The sequence below is a fragment of the Microbacterium sp. EB106-03-03-XG65 genome, from assembly GCF_058791955.1.
Map to the genome: position 1 here is coordinate 2,427,307 of NZ_JBYTEB010000001.1, position 16,676 is coordinate 2,443,982.

Annotated in this window: 15 protein-coding genes; 6 read left to right on the forward strand and 9 right to left on the reverse strand. The window is 67.5% G+C overall.

The window, feature by feature from the left end; translation table 11 throughout:
• Nucleotides 1-6 precede the first annotated feature (6 nt).
• Nucleotides 7-1,800 carry a 2-oxoglutarate dehydrogenase, E2 component, dihydrolipoamide succinyltransferase gene (gene sucB, locus AC3WS6_RS11385; RefSeq protein WP_492501121.1) on the forward strand — a complete coding sequence of 598 codons (1,794 nt, stop codon included), beginning with the start codon at nucleotides 7-9 and terminating at the stop codon, nucleotides 1,798-1,800.
• Between the two features lie 8 nt (nucleotides 1,801-1,808).
• Here the strand turns inward: sucB and AC3WS6_RS11390 are convergent, their stop codons facing one another.
• On the reverse strand, nucleotides 1,809-3,347 hold the full coding sequence (locus AC3WS6_RS11390) for a hypothetical protein (RefSeq protein WP_492501122.1): 1,539 nt from the start codon (nucleotides 3,345-3,347) through the stop codon (nucleotides 1,809-1,811).
• Nucleotides 3,348-3,508: 161 nt separating this feature from the next.
• Here AC3WS6_RS11390 and AC3WS6_RS11395 point away from each other — a divergent pair, with 161 nt between their 5' ends.
• On the forward strand, nucleotides 3,509-4,219 hold the full coding sequence (locus AC3WS6_RS11395; RefSeq protein ID WP_492501123.1) for a DUF4191 family protein: 711 nt from the start codon (nucleotides 3,509-3,511) through the stop codon (nucleotides 4,217-4,219).
• A 63-nt stretch (nucleotides 4,220-4,282) separates the two neighbouring features.
• Here the strand turns inward: AC3WS6_RS11395 and AC3WS6_RS11400 are convergent, their stop codons facing one another.
• Nucleotides 4,283-5,470 (reverse strand): RimK family alpha-L-glutamate ligase, encoded by a 1,188-nt coding sequence (locus AC3WS6_RS11400; protein ID WP_492501124.1) that lies wholly within the window; start codon nucleotides 5,468-5,470, stop codon nucleotides 4,283-4,285.
• A 25-nt stretch (nucleotides 5,471-5,495) separates the two neighbouring features.
• Here AC3WS6_RS11400 and AC3WS6_RS11405 point away from each other — a divergent pair, with 25 nt between their 5' ends.
• Complete coding sequence (locus AC3WS6_RS11405; RefSeq protein WP_201469864.1) at nucleotides 5,496-5,975, forward strand: ATP-dependent zinc protease family protein; 480 nt, start codon at nucleotides 5,496-5,498, stop codon at nucleotides 5,973-5,975.
• 6 nt (nucleotides 5,976-5,981) lie between these two features.
• Here AC3WS6_RS11405 and AC3WS6_RS11410 read toward each other — a convergent pair whose 3' ends face one another.
• A complete protein-coding gene (locus AC3WS6_RS11410; protein ID WP_492501489.1) occupies nucleotides 5,982-6,368 on the reverse strand; it encodes an RDD family protein in 387 nt (128 codons plus the stop codon).
• 160 nt (nucleotides 6,369-6,528) lie between these two features.
• Between AC3WS6_RS11410 and glnA (AC3WS6_RS11415) the strand changes: the two genes are divergently transcribed.
• Nucleotides 6,529-7,953, forward strand: a complete 1,425-nt coding sequence (gene glnA / locus AC3WS6_RS11415) for a type I glutamate--ammonia ligase (RefSeq protein WP_201469865.1) — start codon at nucleotides 6,529-6,531, stop codon at nucleotides 7,951-7,953.
• 73 nt (nucleotides 7,954-8,026) lie between these two features.
• Here the strand turns inward: glnA (AC3WS6_RS11415) and AC3WS6_RS11420 are convergent, their stop codons facing one another.
• Nucleotides 8,027-8,500, reverse strand: a complete 474-nt coding sequence (locus AC3WS6_RS11420; protein ID WP_492501125.1) for a hypothetical protein — start codon at nucleotides 8,498-8,500, stop codon at nucleotides 8,027-8,029.
• 13 nt (nucleotides 8,501-8,513) lie between these two features.
• Nucleotides 8,514-9,044: a GNAT family N-acetyltransferase gene (locus AC3WS6_RS11425; RefSeq protein WP_492501126.1), complete on the reverse strand. Its 531-nt coding sequence runs from the start codon at nucleotides 9,042-9,044 to the stop codon at nucleotides 8,514-8,516.
• A 127-nt stretch (nucleotides 9,045-9,171) separates the two neighbouring features.
• Between AC3WS6_RS11425 and AC3WS6_RS11430 the strand changes: the two genes are divergently transcribed.
• Nucleotides 9,172-10,326: an AI-2E family transporter gene (locus AC3WS6_RS11430; protein ID WP_492501127.1), complete on the forward strand. Its 1,155-nt coding sequence runs from the start codon at nucleotides 9,172-9,174 to the stop codon at nucleotides 10,324-10,326.
• Nucleotides 10,327-10,332: 6 nt separating this feature from the next.
• On the opposite strand, the gene AC3WS6_RS11435 is transcribed toward AC3WS6_RS11430, so the two are convergent.
• The 4 genes from AC3WS6_RS11435 to AC3WS6_RS11450 are packed head-to-tail and all read right to left on the reverse strand — an operon-like array spanning nucleotide 10,333 to nucleotide 15,849.
• The gene (locus AC3WS6_RS11435) at nucleotides 10,333-11,262 is read right to left on the reverse strand and encodes a diacylglycerol/lipid kinase family protein (RefSeq protein ID WP_492501128.1); all 930 of its coding nucleotides are present in this window, start codon (nucleotides 11,260-11,262) and stop codon (nucleotides 10,333-10,335) included.
• Between the two features lie 46 nt (nucleotides 11,263-11,308).
• Nucleotides 11,309-14,284, reverse strand: coding sequence for a bifunctional [glutamine synthetase] adenylyltransferase/[glutamine synthetase]-adenylyl-L-tyrosine phosphorylase (locus AC3WS6_RS11440; protein WP_492501129.1), 2,976 nt, complete (start codon nucleotides 14,282-14,284; stop codon nucleotides 11,309-11,311).
• Between the two features lie 9 nt (nucleotides 14,285-14,293).
• Complete coding sequence (gene glnA / locus AC3WS6_RS11445; protein WP_201469871.1) at nucleotides 14,294-15,631, reverse strand: type I glutamate--ammonia ligase; 1,338 nt, start codon at nucleotides 15,629-15,631, stop codon at nucleotides 14,294-14,296.
• Nucleotides 15,632-15,633: 2 nt separating this feature from the next.
• Nucleotides 15,634-15,849 carry an SPOR domain-containing protein gene (locus tag AC3WS6_RS11450; RefSeq protein ID WP_492501130.1) on the reverse strand — a complete coding sequence of 72 codons (216 nt, stop codon included), beginning with the start codon at nucleotides 15,847-15,849 and terminating at the stop codon, nucleotides 15,634-15,636.
• 70 nt (nucleotides 15,850-15,919) lie between these two features.
• On the opposite strand from AC3WS6_RS11450, the gene ppgK reads away from it, so the two are divergent.
• Complete coding sequence (gene ppgK / locus AC3WS6_RS11455) at nucleotides 15,920-16,666, forward strand: polyphosphate--glucose phosphotransferase (RefSeq protein ID WP_201469872.1); 747 nt, start codon at nucleotides 15,920-15,922, stop codon at nucleotides 16,664-16,666.
• Nucleotides 16,667-16,676: the final 10 nt, after the last annotated feature.

Below are 16,676 nucleotides of genomic sequence, written 5' to 3' on the forward strand. Positions count from 1 at the left end.
TCAGTCATGAGCACATCCGTCGTCCTCCCTCCGCTCGGCGAGAGCGTCACAGAGGGTACGGTCACCCGCTGGCTCAAGCAGGTGGGAGACACCGTTCAGGCGGATGAGGGCCTGCTCGAGATCTCGACCGACAAGGTCGACACCGAGATCCCCTCCCCCGTCAGCGGTGTGATCGAGGAGATCCTGGTCGCCGAAGACGAGACCGTCGAGGTCGGAGCGCTCCTCGCACGCATCGGCGACGGCAGCGACCCGGCTCCCGCCGCAGATGCCCCCGCTGAGGCTCCGGCTGAGCAGCAGGCGGCTCCGGCTGAGCAGCAGGAGGCTCCGGCAGAGTCCGGGGCTCCCGCGGCCGCAGAAGCTCCCGCCAGCGAGGCCCCGCAGGCCGCTCCCGCCGGCGACGCGAAGGACATCGTCCTCCCCGAGCTGGGCGAGAGCGTGACGGAAGGAACCGTCACGCGCTGGCTGAAGCAGATCGGAGACACCGTCGAGGTCGACGAGGCACTGCTCGAGATCTCGACCGACAAGGTCGACACCGAGATCCCCTCGCCCGTCGCCGGTGTCCTGCAGGAGATCCTCGCCGCGGAAGACGAGACCGTCGCCGTCGGCGCCGTGCTCGCTCGCGTGGGTTCAGGATCCGCTCCCGCTGCCGCACCCGCCGCCGAGGCTCCCGCGGCTGAGGCTCCCACCGAGACTCCCGCGTCGCCTGCTCAGGCTCCCGCAGCTCCCGCCGCTGAGGCTCCTGTCACCCAGGCTCCTGCCGCCGAGGCTGCGGCCGCACCTGTGGCTCCCGCCCCTGCTGCCGCGCCGTCGGAGCCCGCCCCCGCGGCCGCGTCGGCTTCCGCGTCCGAGGCGTCTGCTCCGGCCGCGAAGCTCAACCTGCCGACCGAGAACGACAACCTCTACGTGACCCCGCTCGTGCGGCGTCTCGCTTCGCAGCAGGGCGTCGACCTCGCCAGCGTCACCGGCACCGGTGTGGGAGGACGCATCCGCAAGGAGGACGTCCTGAAGGCTGCCGAGAGCGCCTCGTCGGCACCCGCCGCCGCTGCTGCTGCGCCGGCTGCCCCTGCGCCGCTCGAGGTCTCGCCGCTGCGTGGCACCACGCAGCCGATGTCGCGTCTGCGCAAGGTTCTCGCCAAGCGCGCGGTCGAGTCCATGCAGCAGACCGCTCAGCTCACCACCGTGGTCGAGGTCGACGTCACGGCTCTCGCGGAGTACCGCGACAGTGTCAAGGGCTCGTTCCTCGAGAAGACCGGCGACAAGCTGTCGTTCCTGCCGTTCTTCGCCCTGGCCGCTGCTGAGGCGCTGCGCGCCTTCCCGATCGTGAACGCCACGGTCGACGGAGAGAACATCGTCTACCCGGAGTCCGAGAACGTGTCGATCGCCGTCGACACCGAGCGGGGCCTGCTCACTCCGGTGCTGCGTGACGCCGCGTCGAAGAACATCGCCGAGATCGCGCACGAGATCGCAGATCTCGCAGCGCGTACGCGGGACAACAAGCTGAAGCCCGATGAGCTCGCCGGGGGCACGTTCACGCTGACCAACACCGGTTCGCGTGGCGCTCTTTTCGACACGCCTGTCGTGTTCCTGCCCCAGTCCGCGATCCTCGGCACCGGAACAGTCGTCAAGCGTCCCGGTCTCGTGAAGGTCGGCGGCGCCGACGCGATCGCCGTGCGCTCGTACGTCTACCTCGCGCTGTCGTACGACCACCGCATCATCGACGGAGCGGATGCTGCGCGCTTCCTCGGCGCAGTCAAGGCACGCCTCGAGTCGGCACAGTTCGCCGCTCAGCTCGGAGCCTGAGCACCGACTCATGATGGCTGGTCCGCGACGTCGTAGGCGTCGCGGACCAGCCATTCTTCGTCTGTCCTGACAAGCACGAGCAATCGCTCTTCTCCCGTAGGCGCTTCGCCATCGGCATCCTCAGCGGGTGCGACCCGCACCACAGCGACGTCGCCGTACGCGTCGACGAGTGAGAACTCCGCCCGTGCGTCGATCGCATCGATCGCTCCCGTGGACACCAGGTCGTGCACGGCGGTGGATCCCGGAGCAAGCGCACCGGGGCACACCTCGTCCCCCGACTCCGCACAGTCACGCATCGATGATGTGAGACGCGACGCAGCCTGCACAGGATCGTCGTTCGCGGGCTTCTCGGGCGGGGCACCCGGAGTGGTCTGACGCGCTATGTCGTCCTGGCGTCCACTCGGCGCGGGCGAGGGCGCCGTCGCGCCTCCCTCACTGTCGGAGCCTTCGGCGTTCGTCGCGATCGTCGTGTCAGGGACCGCGGCCGAACCGTCGGCGGACGGCGCTTCCCCCGTGGCTCCCCCGGGCCAGAGAAGACCGCCCGCCAGGACCAGCGCCGCCACCCCCGCGGCGACGACGAACCGACGCCCTGAGCGTGAGGACGCCCCCACCGCGCCCTCACGCTCAGGATCGGCCCGCGTCGGCTGGGCGGTGCGGTCACGTCGTCCGCTCCCGACCCCACGCGCCGCTGGTCCGGTACCGCGCAACCGTTGAGCTCCGGCCCTGCTCGCGCCCTGCAGCGACGAGATCGCACTCACGAGGATCCCGCGGCGCAGGGACCATCGATCGTGCATCTGCGCGCCTCGCGCGGCGGCGCGCGCGTTCCGCCGGGACTCGAACGGCTCTGTCCGAAGGCTTCGCACCATCTCGATGTCGCGCACGCGCTCAGGCGCATGAGAGTCGCGTCGCAACGGCCGCGGTGAGGCGATCGCGAGGAGCTCCGATTCCCACAGATGCAGCTGTCGCTGTGGAGCGCCGGGGCGCTCGGTGTCTTTCCTGAGCCCGTCTCGGATCCCCGCGAGCAGGCGCGCCAGCATGCGGTCGACGATCGTTCGGTGCAGCGCCTCCACGAGCCGCGCTGCGCTCAGCCGCGCATCGTCTCCCGCACCGATCACGAACAGCGGGCGCCCCTGGTCAGACAGCCACCACTCACCCGTCTCTGTGCCTGTGGGCGAATGCCTCAGCTCGTCGAGGCCCCGGAGGAGGCTCCCCACCAGAGTGGTCACCTCGCCCGCAGACAGCGGCTCCGCGACTGCCTCGCGACGACCGAGAAAGACCGCGATCCGCTCGGTGCACCACGGCAGGAGCACATCATGACCGTCACGGCGCCGCACCACGTCGACGGGAGCGGCGACATGCTCGTCGCCCGCGTGCGCCCATCCCGCCCACCCGCCGAGCGCGTCGGCGTCGGTCATCACCGCGACGGACTCTCGATCGCTCACGAGCACACCCGCGAAGGGACCTTCGTCCACATCGAGAATCCGGATCACCCTGTGGGCCCCCGGCACGAGCACGACCGATTCGTGACGAGCATCCGCGCTGTTCATGAGCCCATCTCACCGCGTCGGCGCCGTGCCGGACCGCCGGTGGTGCGTGATGTGCGCGGATCGCCGGCCGCCTGTCCACCGTGCAGCAGGAGTGCTCCGACCGAATCCGCCTCACGCGAACGGCGTCATGAAGCCGTCGGGCAATCGGTATCCTTAGACACATGGCAAACCGCACGCCCGCACCCGAGAAGCGTCCTGGGTTCTTCTCCCAGATCAAGTCCCTCTTCAGGTTCACCCGCGAGGTGTACCCCTGGCTTCCCTGGGCCCAGATCGCCCTGCTGGTGATCGGCGTGCTCCTCGGCCTCATCGTCGGATACCTCATTCCGCCGTTCCAGGTGTGGACACTGATCCTGTGGGGCATCTCGGGTCTCATGCTCGGCGTGCTCGGAGCGATGTTCCTGATGACGCGCATGTCGACCTCCGCGATGTACCAGAAGATCGACGGAATGCCCGGAGCGACGGGTCACGTGCTCAGCACCAGCCTGGGCCGCAGCTGGTCGGCGTCGGAGACGCCCGTCGGGATCAACCCCAAGACCCAGGATGCCGTCTACCGCACCGTCGGGCGCGGCGGCGTGGTCGTGGTCGGTGAGGGTTCCCGCGGCCGACTGACCCGTCTGGTCAACGATGAGCGCAGCAAGGCCGCGCGCGTCGCCCACGGTGTCCCGGTCACCGTGCTCTACGTCGGACACGGCGAAGACGAGGTCGCGATCGCCGACCTCGCCAAGACGATCAAGAAGCTTCCGAAGGTGATCGACAAGGCGACCATGGCCGCCGTGATCCGTCGCATCGAATCCGTGTCCCAGTCGATCTCCTCCCTTCCCATCCCGAAGGGCATCGACCCGACCAAGGTCCGCGCTCAGCGTCCGCGCTGATCGTTCCCACCCGCATACGCGAAGCGCGGCCGCTCTCTTCGGAGGGCGGCCGCGCTTCGTCGTTCACTCCGAGAGGGGCTGACGCGGGAGCCTTCGCACCTTGGCGCGGCGGCGGCGACGCTCGGGGATCATGGAGCGCATCTCGTCGAGCTTGCCGAAGCAGAACAGCCGGTCGTCTGCCTCGAGCACGACGTGCTTGCGCGGATTGGGAATCACCGAGACGCCGCGGTGCAGTGTCAGCACCGTGATGTCACGCTCCCAGAGGCCCGCCTCGCCGAGCGTCTTACCGACGAGGTCGACAGCCCCGTGCACCATGAGCTCGGCGACGCCATAGCCTGTCGAGACGGTGAGGCGCTGCCGCACGTCGATCTCGGGGAAGGCGACCTGCCCCGCGATGTAGTCGATGATCGCGCCCGCCACATCGAGCTTCGTCGCGGTCTCGATGCCCTGCAGTCCGGGCGACGAGTTGACCTCCATCACGAGCGGGCCATCTTCTCCCTCGAGCATGTCGACACCCGCCACGCGCAGGCCCATGATCTGCGCGGAGCGCACAGCCGCGCGCTCGTACACGGGGTCGAGCTCGATCGCCTCGACCGAGCCTCCGCGGTGCACGTTCGAGCGGAACTCATCACCGGCCGCGGAACGCCGCATGGCGGCGACCACCCGGTCGCCGACGACGAGCGCGCGGATGTCGCGCCCCCGACTCTCGGAGATGAACTTCTGGATCAGCACGTTCTGCTTCGTCGAATGCAGCGTCTCGATGATCGCCTCGGCGACCTTGACCTGCGGAGCGAGGATCACGCCGATCCCCTGCGTCCCCTCGAGCAGCTTGATGACCACCGGCGCACCGCCGACGCGCTCGATCGCCGGGCGCACATCGGCGCGGTTGCGGACGAACGCCGTCGGGGGCATCGCGATGTTGTGACGCGAGAGGATCTGATTCGCCCGCAGCTTGTCGCGCGCGCTGGAGATGCCGTTCGCGGTGTTGGGCGTGTACACGTCCATCTGCTCGAACTGACGCACCACCGCCGTGCCGAAGTAGGTGATCGAGTTGCCGATACGAGGCAGGATCGCGTCGTAGTCGCTGAGCTGACGTCCGCGATAGTGCAGATCGGGTTCGTCGGCGGTGAGGTCGATCGCGAATCGCAGCGTATTGAGCACCTTGACGTTATGGCCGCGCTGCAGCGCAGCCGCACGCAGTCGTTGGGTGGAGTACGCCTGCGGCGCACGGGAGAGCACTGCGATCTTCACGGGGATTTCCTGCCAGGATGGTCGGGTGAGCAAGTCATCCCATTCAAACACTCTTATCGGGTGGCGCGAATGGGTGAGCCTGCCCGATCTCGGCGTCGACTGGATCAAAGCCAAGATCGACACGGGAGCGCGCACCTCTTCACTGCATGCATTCGATATCCACGAATTCGAACGCGACGGCGCGTCGTGGGTGAGGTTCCAGGTCAAACCCTGGCAAGACAGTCAAGAAGACGCCGTCATCGTCGAGTCTCCAGTGCACGATCAACGCGATGTGCGCAGTTCCTCCGGCCACGCGCAGCGCCGTTACGTCGTCGAGCTGCTCATCCGCCTCTACGACCGCGAGGTGCTCGCCGAGGTGACTCTGAGCAACCGGGACGAGATGGGATTCCGGATGCTGATCGGGCGCGAGGCCCTGCGTCAGGGGTACGTCGTGGACCCCGCTCGCTCGTTCGTGGGCGGACGGGCGCCGCGGGAAGCCCGTCGCCGCAATCGCGGCAAGGACTGAGTCCGCTCAGGCGCGGATGAGGACCAGTCCTGACGCCTTGTCATGGAGTCCGCGCTGATCGGCATCCCAGATGACGGCCGGGATCACGACGATGATCAGGAGCGTCCTGACGATCGGACGCCAGACGCCCACCCATCCGCCCGAGAACCGGACGACGCGCATGCCGAGGATCCGGTGCCCCGGACTGCCGCCTGCGGTGGGGATGAAGAGGATCTGCAGCAGCGCGAAGACGGCCAGCGGGGCGAACTGAGTCAGTCCCGCTTCGGAGGGCAAGGCGAACTGATCGAAGCCCAGGAAGCCCGTCGCGATGATCGTCGCGGCGGCGTAATCGATCAGGAGTGCGCCGATCCGGCGCCCGGGGCGGGCGATGCTTCCGGGTCCCGCCTCCGGCATTCCGAGTCGTTCTCCGGGGTACGTATTCGCGGCATCCGTCACGTCATAAGCCTACCGGCGCGTAACATCCCCGAAACAAAGTCGATACCGTGGGGTAACGCCCTGCACGTACTGTGCACAATGGCCGTGAAGCCATCGATCCGCAATCCAGGAGTCGTACATGTTCAAAGATTCGTCCGAGGTGCTCGCCTACATCAAGGAGAACGACGTCAAGTTCCTTGACATCCGATTCACCGATCTTCCTGGTGTTCAGCAGCACTTCAACATCCCCGCCTCCACCGTCGACGAGGACTTCTTCACCGACGGCCAGCTCTTCGACGGCTCCTCGATCCGCGGGTTCGCGAGCATCCACGAGTCCGACATGCAGCTCATCCCGGATGTCACGACGGCGTACATCGACCCGTTCCGCGAGGCCAGCACGCTGGTCATGATCTTCGACATCTACAACCCGCGCACCGGCGAGATCTACTCGAAGGACCCGCGCCAGGTCGCCAAGAACGCCGAGAAGTACCTCGCGTCCACCGGTATCGCCGACACCGCTTTCTTCGCACCCGAGGCGGAGTTCTACATCTTCGACGAGGTCCGCTACTCGGTCACCGCGGGCGAGAGCTTCTACAAGGTCGATTCCGAAGAGGCCGCGTGGAACACGGGTCGCGAGGAAGAGGGCGGAAACCTCGGCAACAAGACCCCGTACAAGGGCGGCTACTTCCCCGTCTCCCCCGTCGACAAGACGGCCGACCTGCGTGACGACATCACGCTCAAGCTCATCGATGCCGGATTCATCCTCGAGCGCTCGCACCACGAGGTGGGCACCGCCGGTCAGCAGGAGATCAACTACCGCTTCGACACGATGGTTCACGCGGCCGACGACATCCTGAAGTTCAAGTACATCGTCAAGAACACCGCAGATCTGTGGGGCAAGACCGCGACCTTCATGCCGAAGCCGCTGTACGGCGACAACGGTTCGGGCATGCACACGCACCAGTCCCTGTGGAGCGACGGCAAGCCGCTGTTCTACGATGAGGCCGGCTACGGCCAGCTCAGCGACATCGCGCGCTGGTACATCGGTGGAATCCTGGCTCACGCACCGGCGCTGCTGGCCTTCACCAACCCGACGCTGAACAGCTACCACCGTCTGGTCAAGGGCTTCGAGGCACCGGTCAACCTGGTCTACTCCGCCGGTAACCGCTCCGCCGCGATCCGCATCCCGATCACGGGCTCCAACCCCAAGGCCAAGCGCATCGAGTTCCGCGCGCCGGATGCCTCGGGCAACCCGTACCTCGCGTTCGCCGCGCAGCTCATGGCCGGCCTCGACGGCATCAAGAACCGCATCGAGCCGCACGAGCCGGTCGACAAGGACCTGTACGAGCTGCCGCCCGAGGAAGCCAAGAACATCCCGCAGGTGCCGAACTCGCTGCTGGACTCGCTCGACGCACTTCGTGACGACCATGCGTTCCTGCTCGAGGGCGGCGTCTTCACCGAAGAGCTCATCGAGACCTGGATCTCGTACAAGTACGAGAACGAGATCCTGCCGATGGCACAGCGCCCGCACCCGTTCGAGTTCGAGCTGTACTACGGCGTCTAAGCGTCGAACACTCCGAGCCCCGGCTCTGCCTGGCTTCTCCTTCGTGAGGACCAGGCGGGCCGGGGCTCGGTCGTCAGCCGACGAGCTCGCGCGGCACAGCGCCGTCGGCGACTCGTGCGGCACCAGCCCGTGTCGAGAGAACCGCGGCGGCAGCGGCGAGGACACCGGCCAGAGCGAATGCGAGCGATTGCGTGTAGCCCGTGCCCGGCGCCACATCCCAGTGGCCGCCCGCGAAACCGAGCCACAGGATGTACTCCGTCGGGTAGTTCATGACGAGCACGAGAACCCCCGCGACGGCCGCCGACACGCGGGCCGCTCGGCCTCGCGCGGCGATGAGCGCGAGAATGCACAGAGCCAGCGCGGCGATCCAGAGCACCTGGAGCGAGGCGAGGTGTCCCGGCTGGTCCATCGTGCGAAGACACCGCTCAGTCGTCTGATCCCCCGAGCACACAGACCAGGTGGCGTGGGTCGTGAAGAATCCCATGACACCCGCGAGCAGCAGTCCGATGGCCGCCGTCCATGCTGCGACGCTCGACATCCGTGTCATGGGTGGCCTCCCGCTAGGTCGTCTTCGACGCTTCACCATACCGGGGCGCCTCGAGGTCGAACACCCACTCGTTCATGGTCAGCTCAGCGCCGCGGAACGTGTCGGTGATCGATCCCACCATCTCGAATCCGGTACGACGGCAGAGGGCATTCGAGCCCGGATTCGTCACGGACGGGAACGCTGTGAGGTGGCGTCGCCCATCGCGGTGAACACGGACGTCGTCGATCAGCATCCGGAGTGCCCGCCCCGCGACACCGCGGCGCTGGGCATCGGGTACCACGAACCAGCCGGCCTCCCACGCCGGCTCATCGCGCCAGTCCGTCTTCCAGTAGCCGATCGAGCCGAGCGAGCGTCGTTCGTCGCCCTCGATGACGAACATCCGCGCTGAGCCCTCGCCCCAGAGCCGCAGATACCTCTGATTTCGCTCGATCAGCTGCTGCTCGGTCTCGCTTCCGTTGAGGTGCGCCGTCATCTCGGCGGTGTTGGCCACTCGAAGCAGATCGAGGTCGTCGGCGGACCAGGGCCGGAGGATGAGCGTGTCCATGGACGAACCATGGCACGGGCCACGGACACCGGGAGAAACTGCCGCCGGATCGCGCCCGTGTCGCGCTTGCATTCCCTCTGCACGACTGGTCAACTGAGGGGTCCGATCGAACACAGTGGGGGCCGCAATGCGCCGCAAGCACGACAAGCCGCAGTCGAAGAGGGTCTTCACCTCGGAGACTCCCCCGGCGCAGCCCAAGACCGCCGCCGCGGCCATCGCCCGCATCAATCCGTTCATGTTCGGACTGCTCGGGGCGCTCGGCGTCCTGGTGGCCCTGGTGCTCGGCGGAATCGTCAATCAGCTCGCGACGGTGCTCGTCTACATCGGCGTCGCGATCTTCCTCTCACTCGGCCTCGACCCCGTCGTGAGCTTCATCGAACGCAAGCTCCCCCGCCCCGCCGCCGTCACCATCGTCGTGTCCGCCGTGGTCCTCGCTTTCGCAGGCATCATCCTCGCCATCGTGCCGATCCTGGTCGAGCAGATCTCGAATCTGATCGAAGACGGGCCGCAGATGATCAAGGACATCATGGCGTCGGCCTGGTTCCAGGATCTCAACGACCAGTTCGGGTCGACGTTCGAGGACGCCGCGAACGGCATCCTGTCGTTCCTGCAGGATCCGGGCAACCTCGCCGACATCGGCGGCGGTGTCTTCGCCGTCGGAGCAGGCATCGCGGGTGGATTCACGGGTGTGACGATCGTGCTCATCCTGACCCTCTACTTCATGGCCTCGCTGCGCAGCATCAAGGGCGTCGCAGCACGCTTCGTGCCCGCCTATCAGCGCGACACGTTCCGCGGCCTGCTGGAGGACGTCTCGGGCGCGGTCGGCCGCTACGTCATGGGTCAGGCCAGCCTCGCGCTCATCAACGGCGTACTCAGCCTCATCGTGCTGAGCATCATCGGAGCGCCGGTGCCTGCCCTGCTCGCCCTGATCGCGTTCATCGGATCGTTGATCCCGCTCGTCGGAACCCTGAGCGCCTCGATCATCAACGCGCTCATCTGCCTCATCGTCAGCCCGGTGACGGCGCTGATCGCCTTCGGCTACTACCTCGTCTACATGCAGATCGAGGCGTACGTGCTGTCACCGAGGATCATGAACAAGGCCGTCGCCGTGCCCGGCGCCCTGGTGGTGATCGCAGCGGTCGCCGGAGGTGCGCTCGGAGGCATCCTCGGTGCACTCGTCGCCATTCCGGTCGCGGCGAGCATCATCATCATCGTGCAGAAGGTCGTCTTCCCCACTCAGGACAGCAAGGTCGTGCCGCCGGGCACGCTCAGCGAACGGTGAGCGCCCTCAGCGGACGGTGAGCGCGCCCGCCTGAACTCGCACCGAGAACGTCGTGACCTCGCCGACCTCTTCACCGTCGATCTCGAAGACCTGCGGCGACGCGAGCGTCACCGTGATGCGTTCGGCGGCGACATGCGTCGTCGAGTCGGTGCTCACGGCCTGATCGACGGCACCGAAAGCACGGCGGATCCCGTTCTCCCAGATGAAGGAACGGACCGTGTCGAGCCACTGCAGCGGACCGTCGGCGCTCACGAGCAGCATGTCGAGCTGACCGTCATCGATGACAGCATCCGGAAGCAGACGGATGCCGCCCTGCAGCATCCCGCAGTTGCCGATCAGCATGGTGTGACCGCGAAGCCCCTGCGGCTCTCCGTCGTCGAGCGTGAGAGTGATGTCGGTCATCTGCGTGCCCGCGAGCGCTCGGCCCATCGCCTCGACGTAGGCGATCCAGCCCGCTCGGTTCTTCAGGTCCTCGTCGGTCTCGACGAGCATCTGCGCATCGATCCCGAACCCGACCATGACCACGAAGGCGTGCTCCTCGCCGTCACGCTCGACCCATCCCATGTCGATGGCGCGAGGTTCTGCGTCGCGGACGCGTTGCAGCGCCGCAGGGATGTCGCCGAGGGGCACGTCGAGGTTGCGGGCGAGCAGATTGCCGGTGCCCTGCGGCACGATGCCGAGAGAGACTCCGCTGCCTGCGAGCCCCTCTGCGACAGCACGAACAGTGCCGTCGCCACCCGCGGCGATCACGATCTCGCATCCCGCTGCCACGGCGTCAGCGGCCATGCCTCGTCCCGGGTCGTCGACCGTCGTCTCCCACCACTGCACCGGCGAATCGGTGTCGCCGCCGCCGAAGACCTCGTCGACGGCAGCCTTCAGCTTGTCGCCCCCGGGCTTCGAGGGATTCCAGATCACACCGATCTTCGCGTTCGTCATGAGTCAGCTGCTTCCTTGTGGGTCGGTCGGTGAAATGCGGGGGCGATCACCCGTAGAACAGGTCTTCGAATGCTCTGCGGGCGCGTCGCGTGACACCCAGGTAGTCGTCGTCCAGCTCGCTCGCGGAACGATCGGGATAGCCGAGCAGGCGCCCCACCGCGTCGAGATCGCGCGGCTCCGTGGGCAGGATATCGCTGGTCTTGCCCGTGTACAGGGTGATGGCCGATCGCAGGCGGCTCGAGAGCAGCCATGCGTCGCGCAGCAGATCAGCGGAGTCCGAAGGAACGAACCCGGCGTCGACGGCGGCATCGAGGGCGCCGAGCGTCGACGTCGTGCGCAGCGCCGGCACGTCGTGGGCGTGCTGCAGCTGCAGCAGCTGCACGAGCCACTCCACATCGCTGAGGGTGCCGGGGCCTAACTTCAGATGCCGCCTGGGGTCGACGCCCTGCGGCAGGCGCTCGCCTTCGACGCGAGCCTTGATCCGTTTGATCTCGCGGGTGCCCTGCAGGTCGATCGTCGCCGGGTAGCGGATGCTGTCGGCGAGGTCGGTGAACCGGGCGATGAGTTTGGCACTGCCGGCGACTCCTCGCGCGCGAAGAAGCGCCTGGGCCTCCCACGACAGCGACCAGCGGCGGTAGTACTCGGCGTACGCGTCGAGGGTGCGGACGACGGGCCCGTTGCGCCCTTCCGGACGCAGGTCGGCATCGAGGTCGAGCGGCACCCGATGATCGGTGAGGTGCTCACGCAGGCCCGCGACGATACGTGTGGCGAGCGACTGCGCCCGCTGCGGGTCGACTCCGTTCGCGTCGTACACGTAGAGGATGTCGGCGTCGGAGCCGAATCCCAGCTCTGCTCCCCCGAAACGCCCCATCGCGATCACGGCGAAGTCCATCGCGTCCGCCTCGTCGGGAACGATCTCACGCCGCACGGCACGCAACGCCGCCTGGATCGTCGCCTCGGTGATCTCGGTCAGCGATCGTGCGATCTCCTCGATCGTCAGCACGTCGAGCACTCCGCCCATCGCGGTGCGCAGCAGCTCCCGCCGCCGCAGGGCACGCACGGCCTGCAGCGCGCCCCCGATCGACTCGTGACGGGTCTGGATCGCCCTGGCCTCCTCGTCGATCGCAGCGCCGCTGCGCGGCCGCAGCAGGTCGCTGCTGTCGAGCCACGCGACCGACTCGGGGATCCACTCCATGAGCTCGCCGACGTAGCGCGACGACGACAGCAGCCGGGTGAGGCTCTCGGCAGCCCCCGAGGAGTCGCGCAGCATGCGCAGGAACCACGGGGTGTCTCCGAGCCGCTCGCTGATGCGGCGGAAGGCGATCAGCGCATAGTCGGGGTCGCTGCCGTCGGCGAACCAGCGCACCATGACGGGCATCAGATGCCGTTGGATCGTGGCCTTGCGGCTGAGTCCCGTGGTGAGGGCGCCGATGTGCCGCAGCGCTCCCGCGGGATCACGGAAGCCGATCGCCATGAGGCGATCGTGCGCCTGCGCGGTCGAGAGCGTGCGCTCCTCCTCGGGCAGAGCCGCGACCGCGCTCAGCAGTGGCCGGTAGAAGAGCTTGGTGTGGATGTCGCGCACTTCACGGCGCACGCTCTCCCACCGCGCCCAGATGGCCTCACCGGAATCCGCGAGTCCCGAGCTGCGGGCCAGGGTGCGGAGTCCGGCGGGCGTCCGCGGCATCAGATGCGTGCGACTCAACTCTCGAAGCTGCAGTCGGTGCTCCATGACCCGGAGGATGCAGTAGTCGTCGGCGAAGGTTCCCGCCTCTGCACGGCCGATGTATCCGCCGTCGACGAGCGCGTCGAGGGTCTCCAACGTCCCTCGCGTGCGCAGTCGCGAGTCGGTGAGCCCGTGCACGAGCTGCAGCAGCTGCACCGTGAACTCGATGTCTCGGAGCCCTCCCGAACCGAGCTTCAGCTGGTACGGAGCGTCGGCGGGGTCGATGTACTCCATCACCCGCTCGCGCATCCGCTGCACACTGTCGACGAAGTTCTCACGGGCTGCGCTGGAGAACACCTTCGGCTGCACGGCCGCGATGTACTCGGCACCGAGGACCGGATCACCCGCGAGGGGTCGCGCCTTGAGCAGGGCCTGGAACTCCCAGCTCTTGGCCCAACGGTCGTAGTAGGCGAGATGCGAGGACAGCGACCGGACGAGCGCTCCCTGCTTGCCCTCAGGACGCAGGGCTGCATCCACCTCCCAGAGCGGGGGCTCGACCTCGATGCCGCTCAGACCGCGCATGGTCTCGCGCGCGAGTCGAGTCGCGATGTCGATCGCCCGCGACTCCTCGACGATCTCCTCATCGCTCGTTCCGCCGACGAAGATCACGTCGACGTCGCTGACGTAGTTCAGTTCGCGCGCGCCCGCCTTGCCCATGCCGATCACCGCGAGCTGGGTGGCTGCCACCTGCTCGCGGGGCAGCGTGTCTGCCGCCTTCGTTCTCGCGACCGCGAGCGATGCCTCGAGCGCGGCGCCCGCGATGTCGGCGAGAGCCGCAGCGACGTCGGGCAGCACCATCACGGGATTGTGTGCGGCGAGGTCGAACGCCGCGATCGCGGCGAGACTCCGGCGATAGGCGACCCGCAGCGCGACCACGGCCGCATCATCGCCGGTCGCGGCGAAGCCTTCGTGCGCCCCGACGGCGTCGAGCAGCCGGAGCCTCAGCTCGTCGGCGGTGGGAAGCGCTATGATCGGCTCTGCGAGCACCGAGATCTCTCCCGGGTGCCGCAGGAAGAAGTCCGCGATCCCGCTCGAGGCGCCGAACACCCGCCACGCGCTGCGGCGGGCTTCGGCATCTCCGAAGAGGGTCGCGACAGGCTGCGCATCGCGACGAGCAACGCGCAGCAGCCCGTCCACGGCTGCGTCTGGGTCGGCCGCCACCGCTCCGTCGAGGAGGGTCGCGCGGTCGACGCCGAGCAGCGCCGCCAGCTCAGCGAGGTTCGCGGCGGCCTCGCTCAGCCCGGCGAACCCGAGCCTGGCGAGTGCCGAGAGCGAGACCGATTCGTCTGAGCGAGCCATGCCGGCAGGTCAGAGGAGCTCGAGGTTGTTCTTCAGCTCGAGCGGCGTGACCTGGCCGCGGTAGGCCTCCCACTCCTTGCGCTTGTTGAGCAGCACGTAGTTGAAGACCGACTCGCCCAGAGTCTCGGCGACGAGTTCGGACGTCTCCATGTACTCGAGCGCGTGATCGAGGCTGGCCGGGAGCGATGCGTAGCCGAGCGCGCGGCGTTCCGCGTCACTCAGCGACCACACGTTGTCTTCCGCCTCGGGCGGGAGCTCGTAGCCCTCCTCGATGCCCTTGAGACCCGCGGCGAGCATGAGCGCGTAGGCGAGATAAGGGTTCGCAGCGGAGTCGAGAGCGCGGTACTCGACGCGCGAGGACCCGCCCTTGTTCGGCTTGTACATCGGCACGCGCACGAGCGCGGAACGGTTGTTGTGCCCCCAGGTCACGAAGCTCGGGGCCTCGTCGCCGCCCCAGAGCCGCTTGTACGAGTTCACGAATTGGTTCGTGACTGCCGAGATCTCGTTCGCGTGCCGCAGGAGCCCGGCGATGAAGTGGCGACCGGTCTTGGAGAGCTGGTACTTGGCGCCCTCTTCGTAGAACGCGTTGCGCTCGCCCTCGAAGAGCGACATGTGCGTGTGCATCCCGCTTCCCGGGTGGCCGCTGAGGGGCTTCGGCATGAACGTCGCGTAGACGCCCTGCTCGATGGCGACCTCTTTGATCACCGTGCGGAAGGTCATGACGTTGTCGGCCATGGTCAGAGCGTCCGCATAGCGCAGGTCGATCTCGTTCTGACCGGGCCCGCCCTCGTGGTGGCTGAACTCGACCGAGATGCCGAGGTCTTCGAGCATCCGCACCGAGCGTCGACGGAAGTCGTGCGCCGTCCCTCCGGGCACGTTGTCGAAGTATCCGGCGGAATCGACCGGAACCGGCCCCTCGGGACCGAACGACGAGGACTTCAGCAGGTAGAACTCGATCTCGGGGTGCGTGTAGAACGTGAAGCCCGCGTCGGCGGCCTTCGCCAGAGTACGCTTGAGCACGTGCCGGGGGTCGGAGACCGCGGGTCGGCCGTCGGGCGTGGTGATGTCGCAGAACATGCGCGCGGTGGGGTCGATCTCGCCGCGCCACGGCAGGGTCTGGAAAGTGGTGGGGTCGGGCTGCGCGAGCAGATCGGATTCGTAGCTGCGCGTCAGGCCCTCGATCGCCGACCCGTCGAATCCGATCCCCTCGGCGAACGCTCCCTCGACCTCGGCCGGGGCGATCGCGACGGACTTGAGCGTGCCGATGACATCGGTGAACCACAGGCGGACGAACTTGACGCCGCGCTCTTCGATCGTCCGGAGGACGAAATCCCTCTGCTTGTCCACGGTCACTCAGCGCCCTTGCCGATTCCGGCGTCCCAGCCGCTCTCGGCCGCTTCCTCCTCGGCCCATGCGCGCGAGCGCTCCTTGAGCTTCTCCGGTGCGCGAGCTGCCTCGGCCTCGGTGTCGAAGGGCCCGACGCGGTCGGCGGATGCGGAGATCATGCCGAACTCCACCTGACCGGTCTCCAGGTTGTACCAGTACTTCTCATCGCCGTTCGACATGGCCGATCCCCTTCTTCACGTGGTGTCATCGATCCTATCGGCGCTGACGTCGGTCGCTAAGCTATCGAGCATGGCAAAAGCGATCGGCGTCGACATCGGCGGCACGGGTATCAAGGCAGGCATCGTCGACCTCGAGCACGGCATCATGGCTTCGGACAGGGTACGTGTACCCACTCCCGAGGGCGCATCTCCGCAGGACGTCCTGCAGGCGGTGCAGACCGTGCTGAAGACCCTCGACGTGCATGACTCGACTCTGCCCCTCGGAGTGGCGTTCCCCGCCATCGTCAAGCGTGGCAAGACCCTCTCGGCGGCGAACGTCTCGAAGGAGTGGCTCGACTTCGACGCCGAGCGCTTCTTCCGTGACGGACTGGGCCGCAACATCGTCTTCGTGAACGACGCGGATGCGGCCGGCGTGGCGGAGGCTCGTCACGGCGCGGCACGCGATGTGCGCGGTTTCACTCTTCTCACGACGCTCGGCACCGGGATCGGCTCCGCATTCCTGTACGACGGCGTGCTGCTGCCGAACACCGAGCTCGGTCACCTGAACTTCGGCGAGTACGAGTCGGTCGAGACGTACGCCGCGACCTCGGCACGGGAGCGCGAAGGACTCAGCTGGGCCGAGTGGGCCGAGCGTCTGCAGAACTTCTACTCGCACATCGAGTTCCTCTTCAGCCCCGACCTCTTCGTGGTCGGCGGCGGCGTGTCGAAGAACGCGGGCGACTTCCTGCCTTTGCTCGACCTCAAGACCCCGATCGTCCCCGCGATCCACCGCAACAACTCGGGCATCATCGGCGCCGCGTCGCTCGCCGGCGACTGATCCACGGACA

What these genes read in the sequence shown, in the direction of transcription:
- AC3WS6_RS11435 (WP_492501128.1), bottom strand. Translation starts at nt 11,262, where the DNA reads ATGACGAACGCGAAGATCGGTGTGATCTGGAATCCCTCGAAGCCCGGG.
- AC3WS6_RS11430 (WP_492501127.1), top strand. Translation starts at nt 9,172, where the DNA reads ATGCGCCGCAAGCACGACAAGCCGCAGTCGAAGAGGGTCTTCACCTCG.
- ppgK (WP_201469872.1), top strand. Translation starts at nt 15,920, where the DNA reads ATGGCAAAAGCGATCGGCGTCGACATCGGCGGCACGGGTATCAAGGCA.
- AC3WS6_RS11450 (WP_492501130.1), bottom strand. Translation starts at nt 15,849, where the DNA reads ATGTCGAACGGCGATGAGAAGTACTGGTACAACCTGGAGACCGGTCAG.
- glnA (WP_201469865.1), top strand. Translation starts at nt 6,529, where the DNA reads ATGTTCAAAGATTCGTCCGAGGTGCTCGCCTACATCAAGGAGAACGAC.
- AC3WS6_RS11425 (WP_492501126.1), bottom strand. Translation starts at nt 9,044, where the DNA reads ATGGACACGCTCATCCTCCGGCCCTGGTCCGCCGACGACCTCGATCTG.
- sucB (WP_492501121.1), top strand. Translation starts at nt 7, where the DNA reads ATGAGCACATCCGTCGTCCTCCCTCCGCTCGGCGAGAGCGTCACAGAG.
- AC3WS6_RS11410 (WP_492501489.1), bottom strand. Translation starts at nt 6,368, where the DNA reads ATGCCGGAGGCGGGACCCGGAAGCATCGCCCGCCCCGGGCGCCGGATC.
- AC3WS6_RS11420 (WP_492501125.1), bottom strand. Translation starts at nt 8,500, where the DNA reads ATGACACGGATGTCGAGCGTCGCAGCATGGACGGCGGCCATCGGACTG.
- AC3WS6_RS11395 (WP_492501123.1), top strand. Translation starts at nt 3,509, where the DNA reads ATGGCAAACCGCACGCCCGCACCCGAGAAGCGTCCTGGGTTCTTCTCC.
- AC3WS6_RS11390 (WP_492501122.1), bottom strand. Translation starts at nt 3,347, where the DNA reads ATGAACAGCGCGGATGCTCGTCACGAATCGGTCGTGCTCGTGCCGGGG.
- AC3WS6_RS11440 (WP_492501129.1), bottom strand. Translation starts at nt 14,284, where the DNA reads ATGGCTCGCTCAGACGAATCGGTCTCGCTCTCGGCACTCGCCAGGCTC.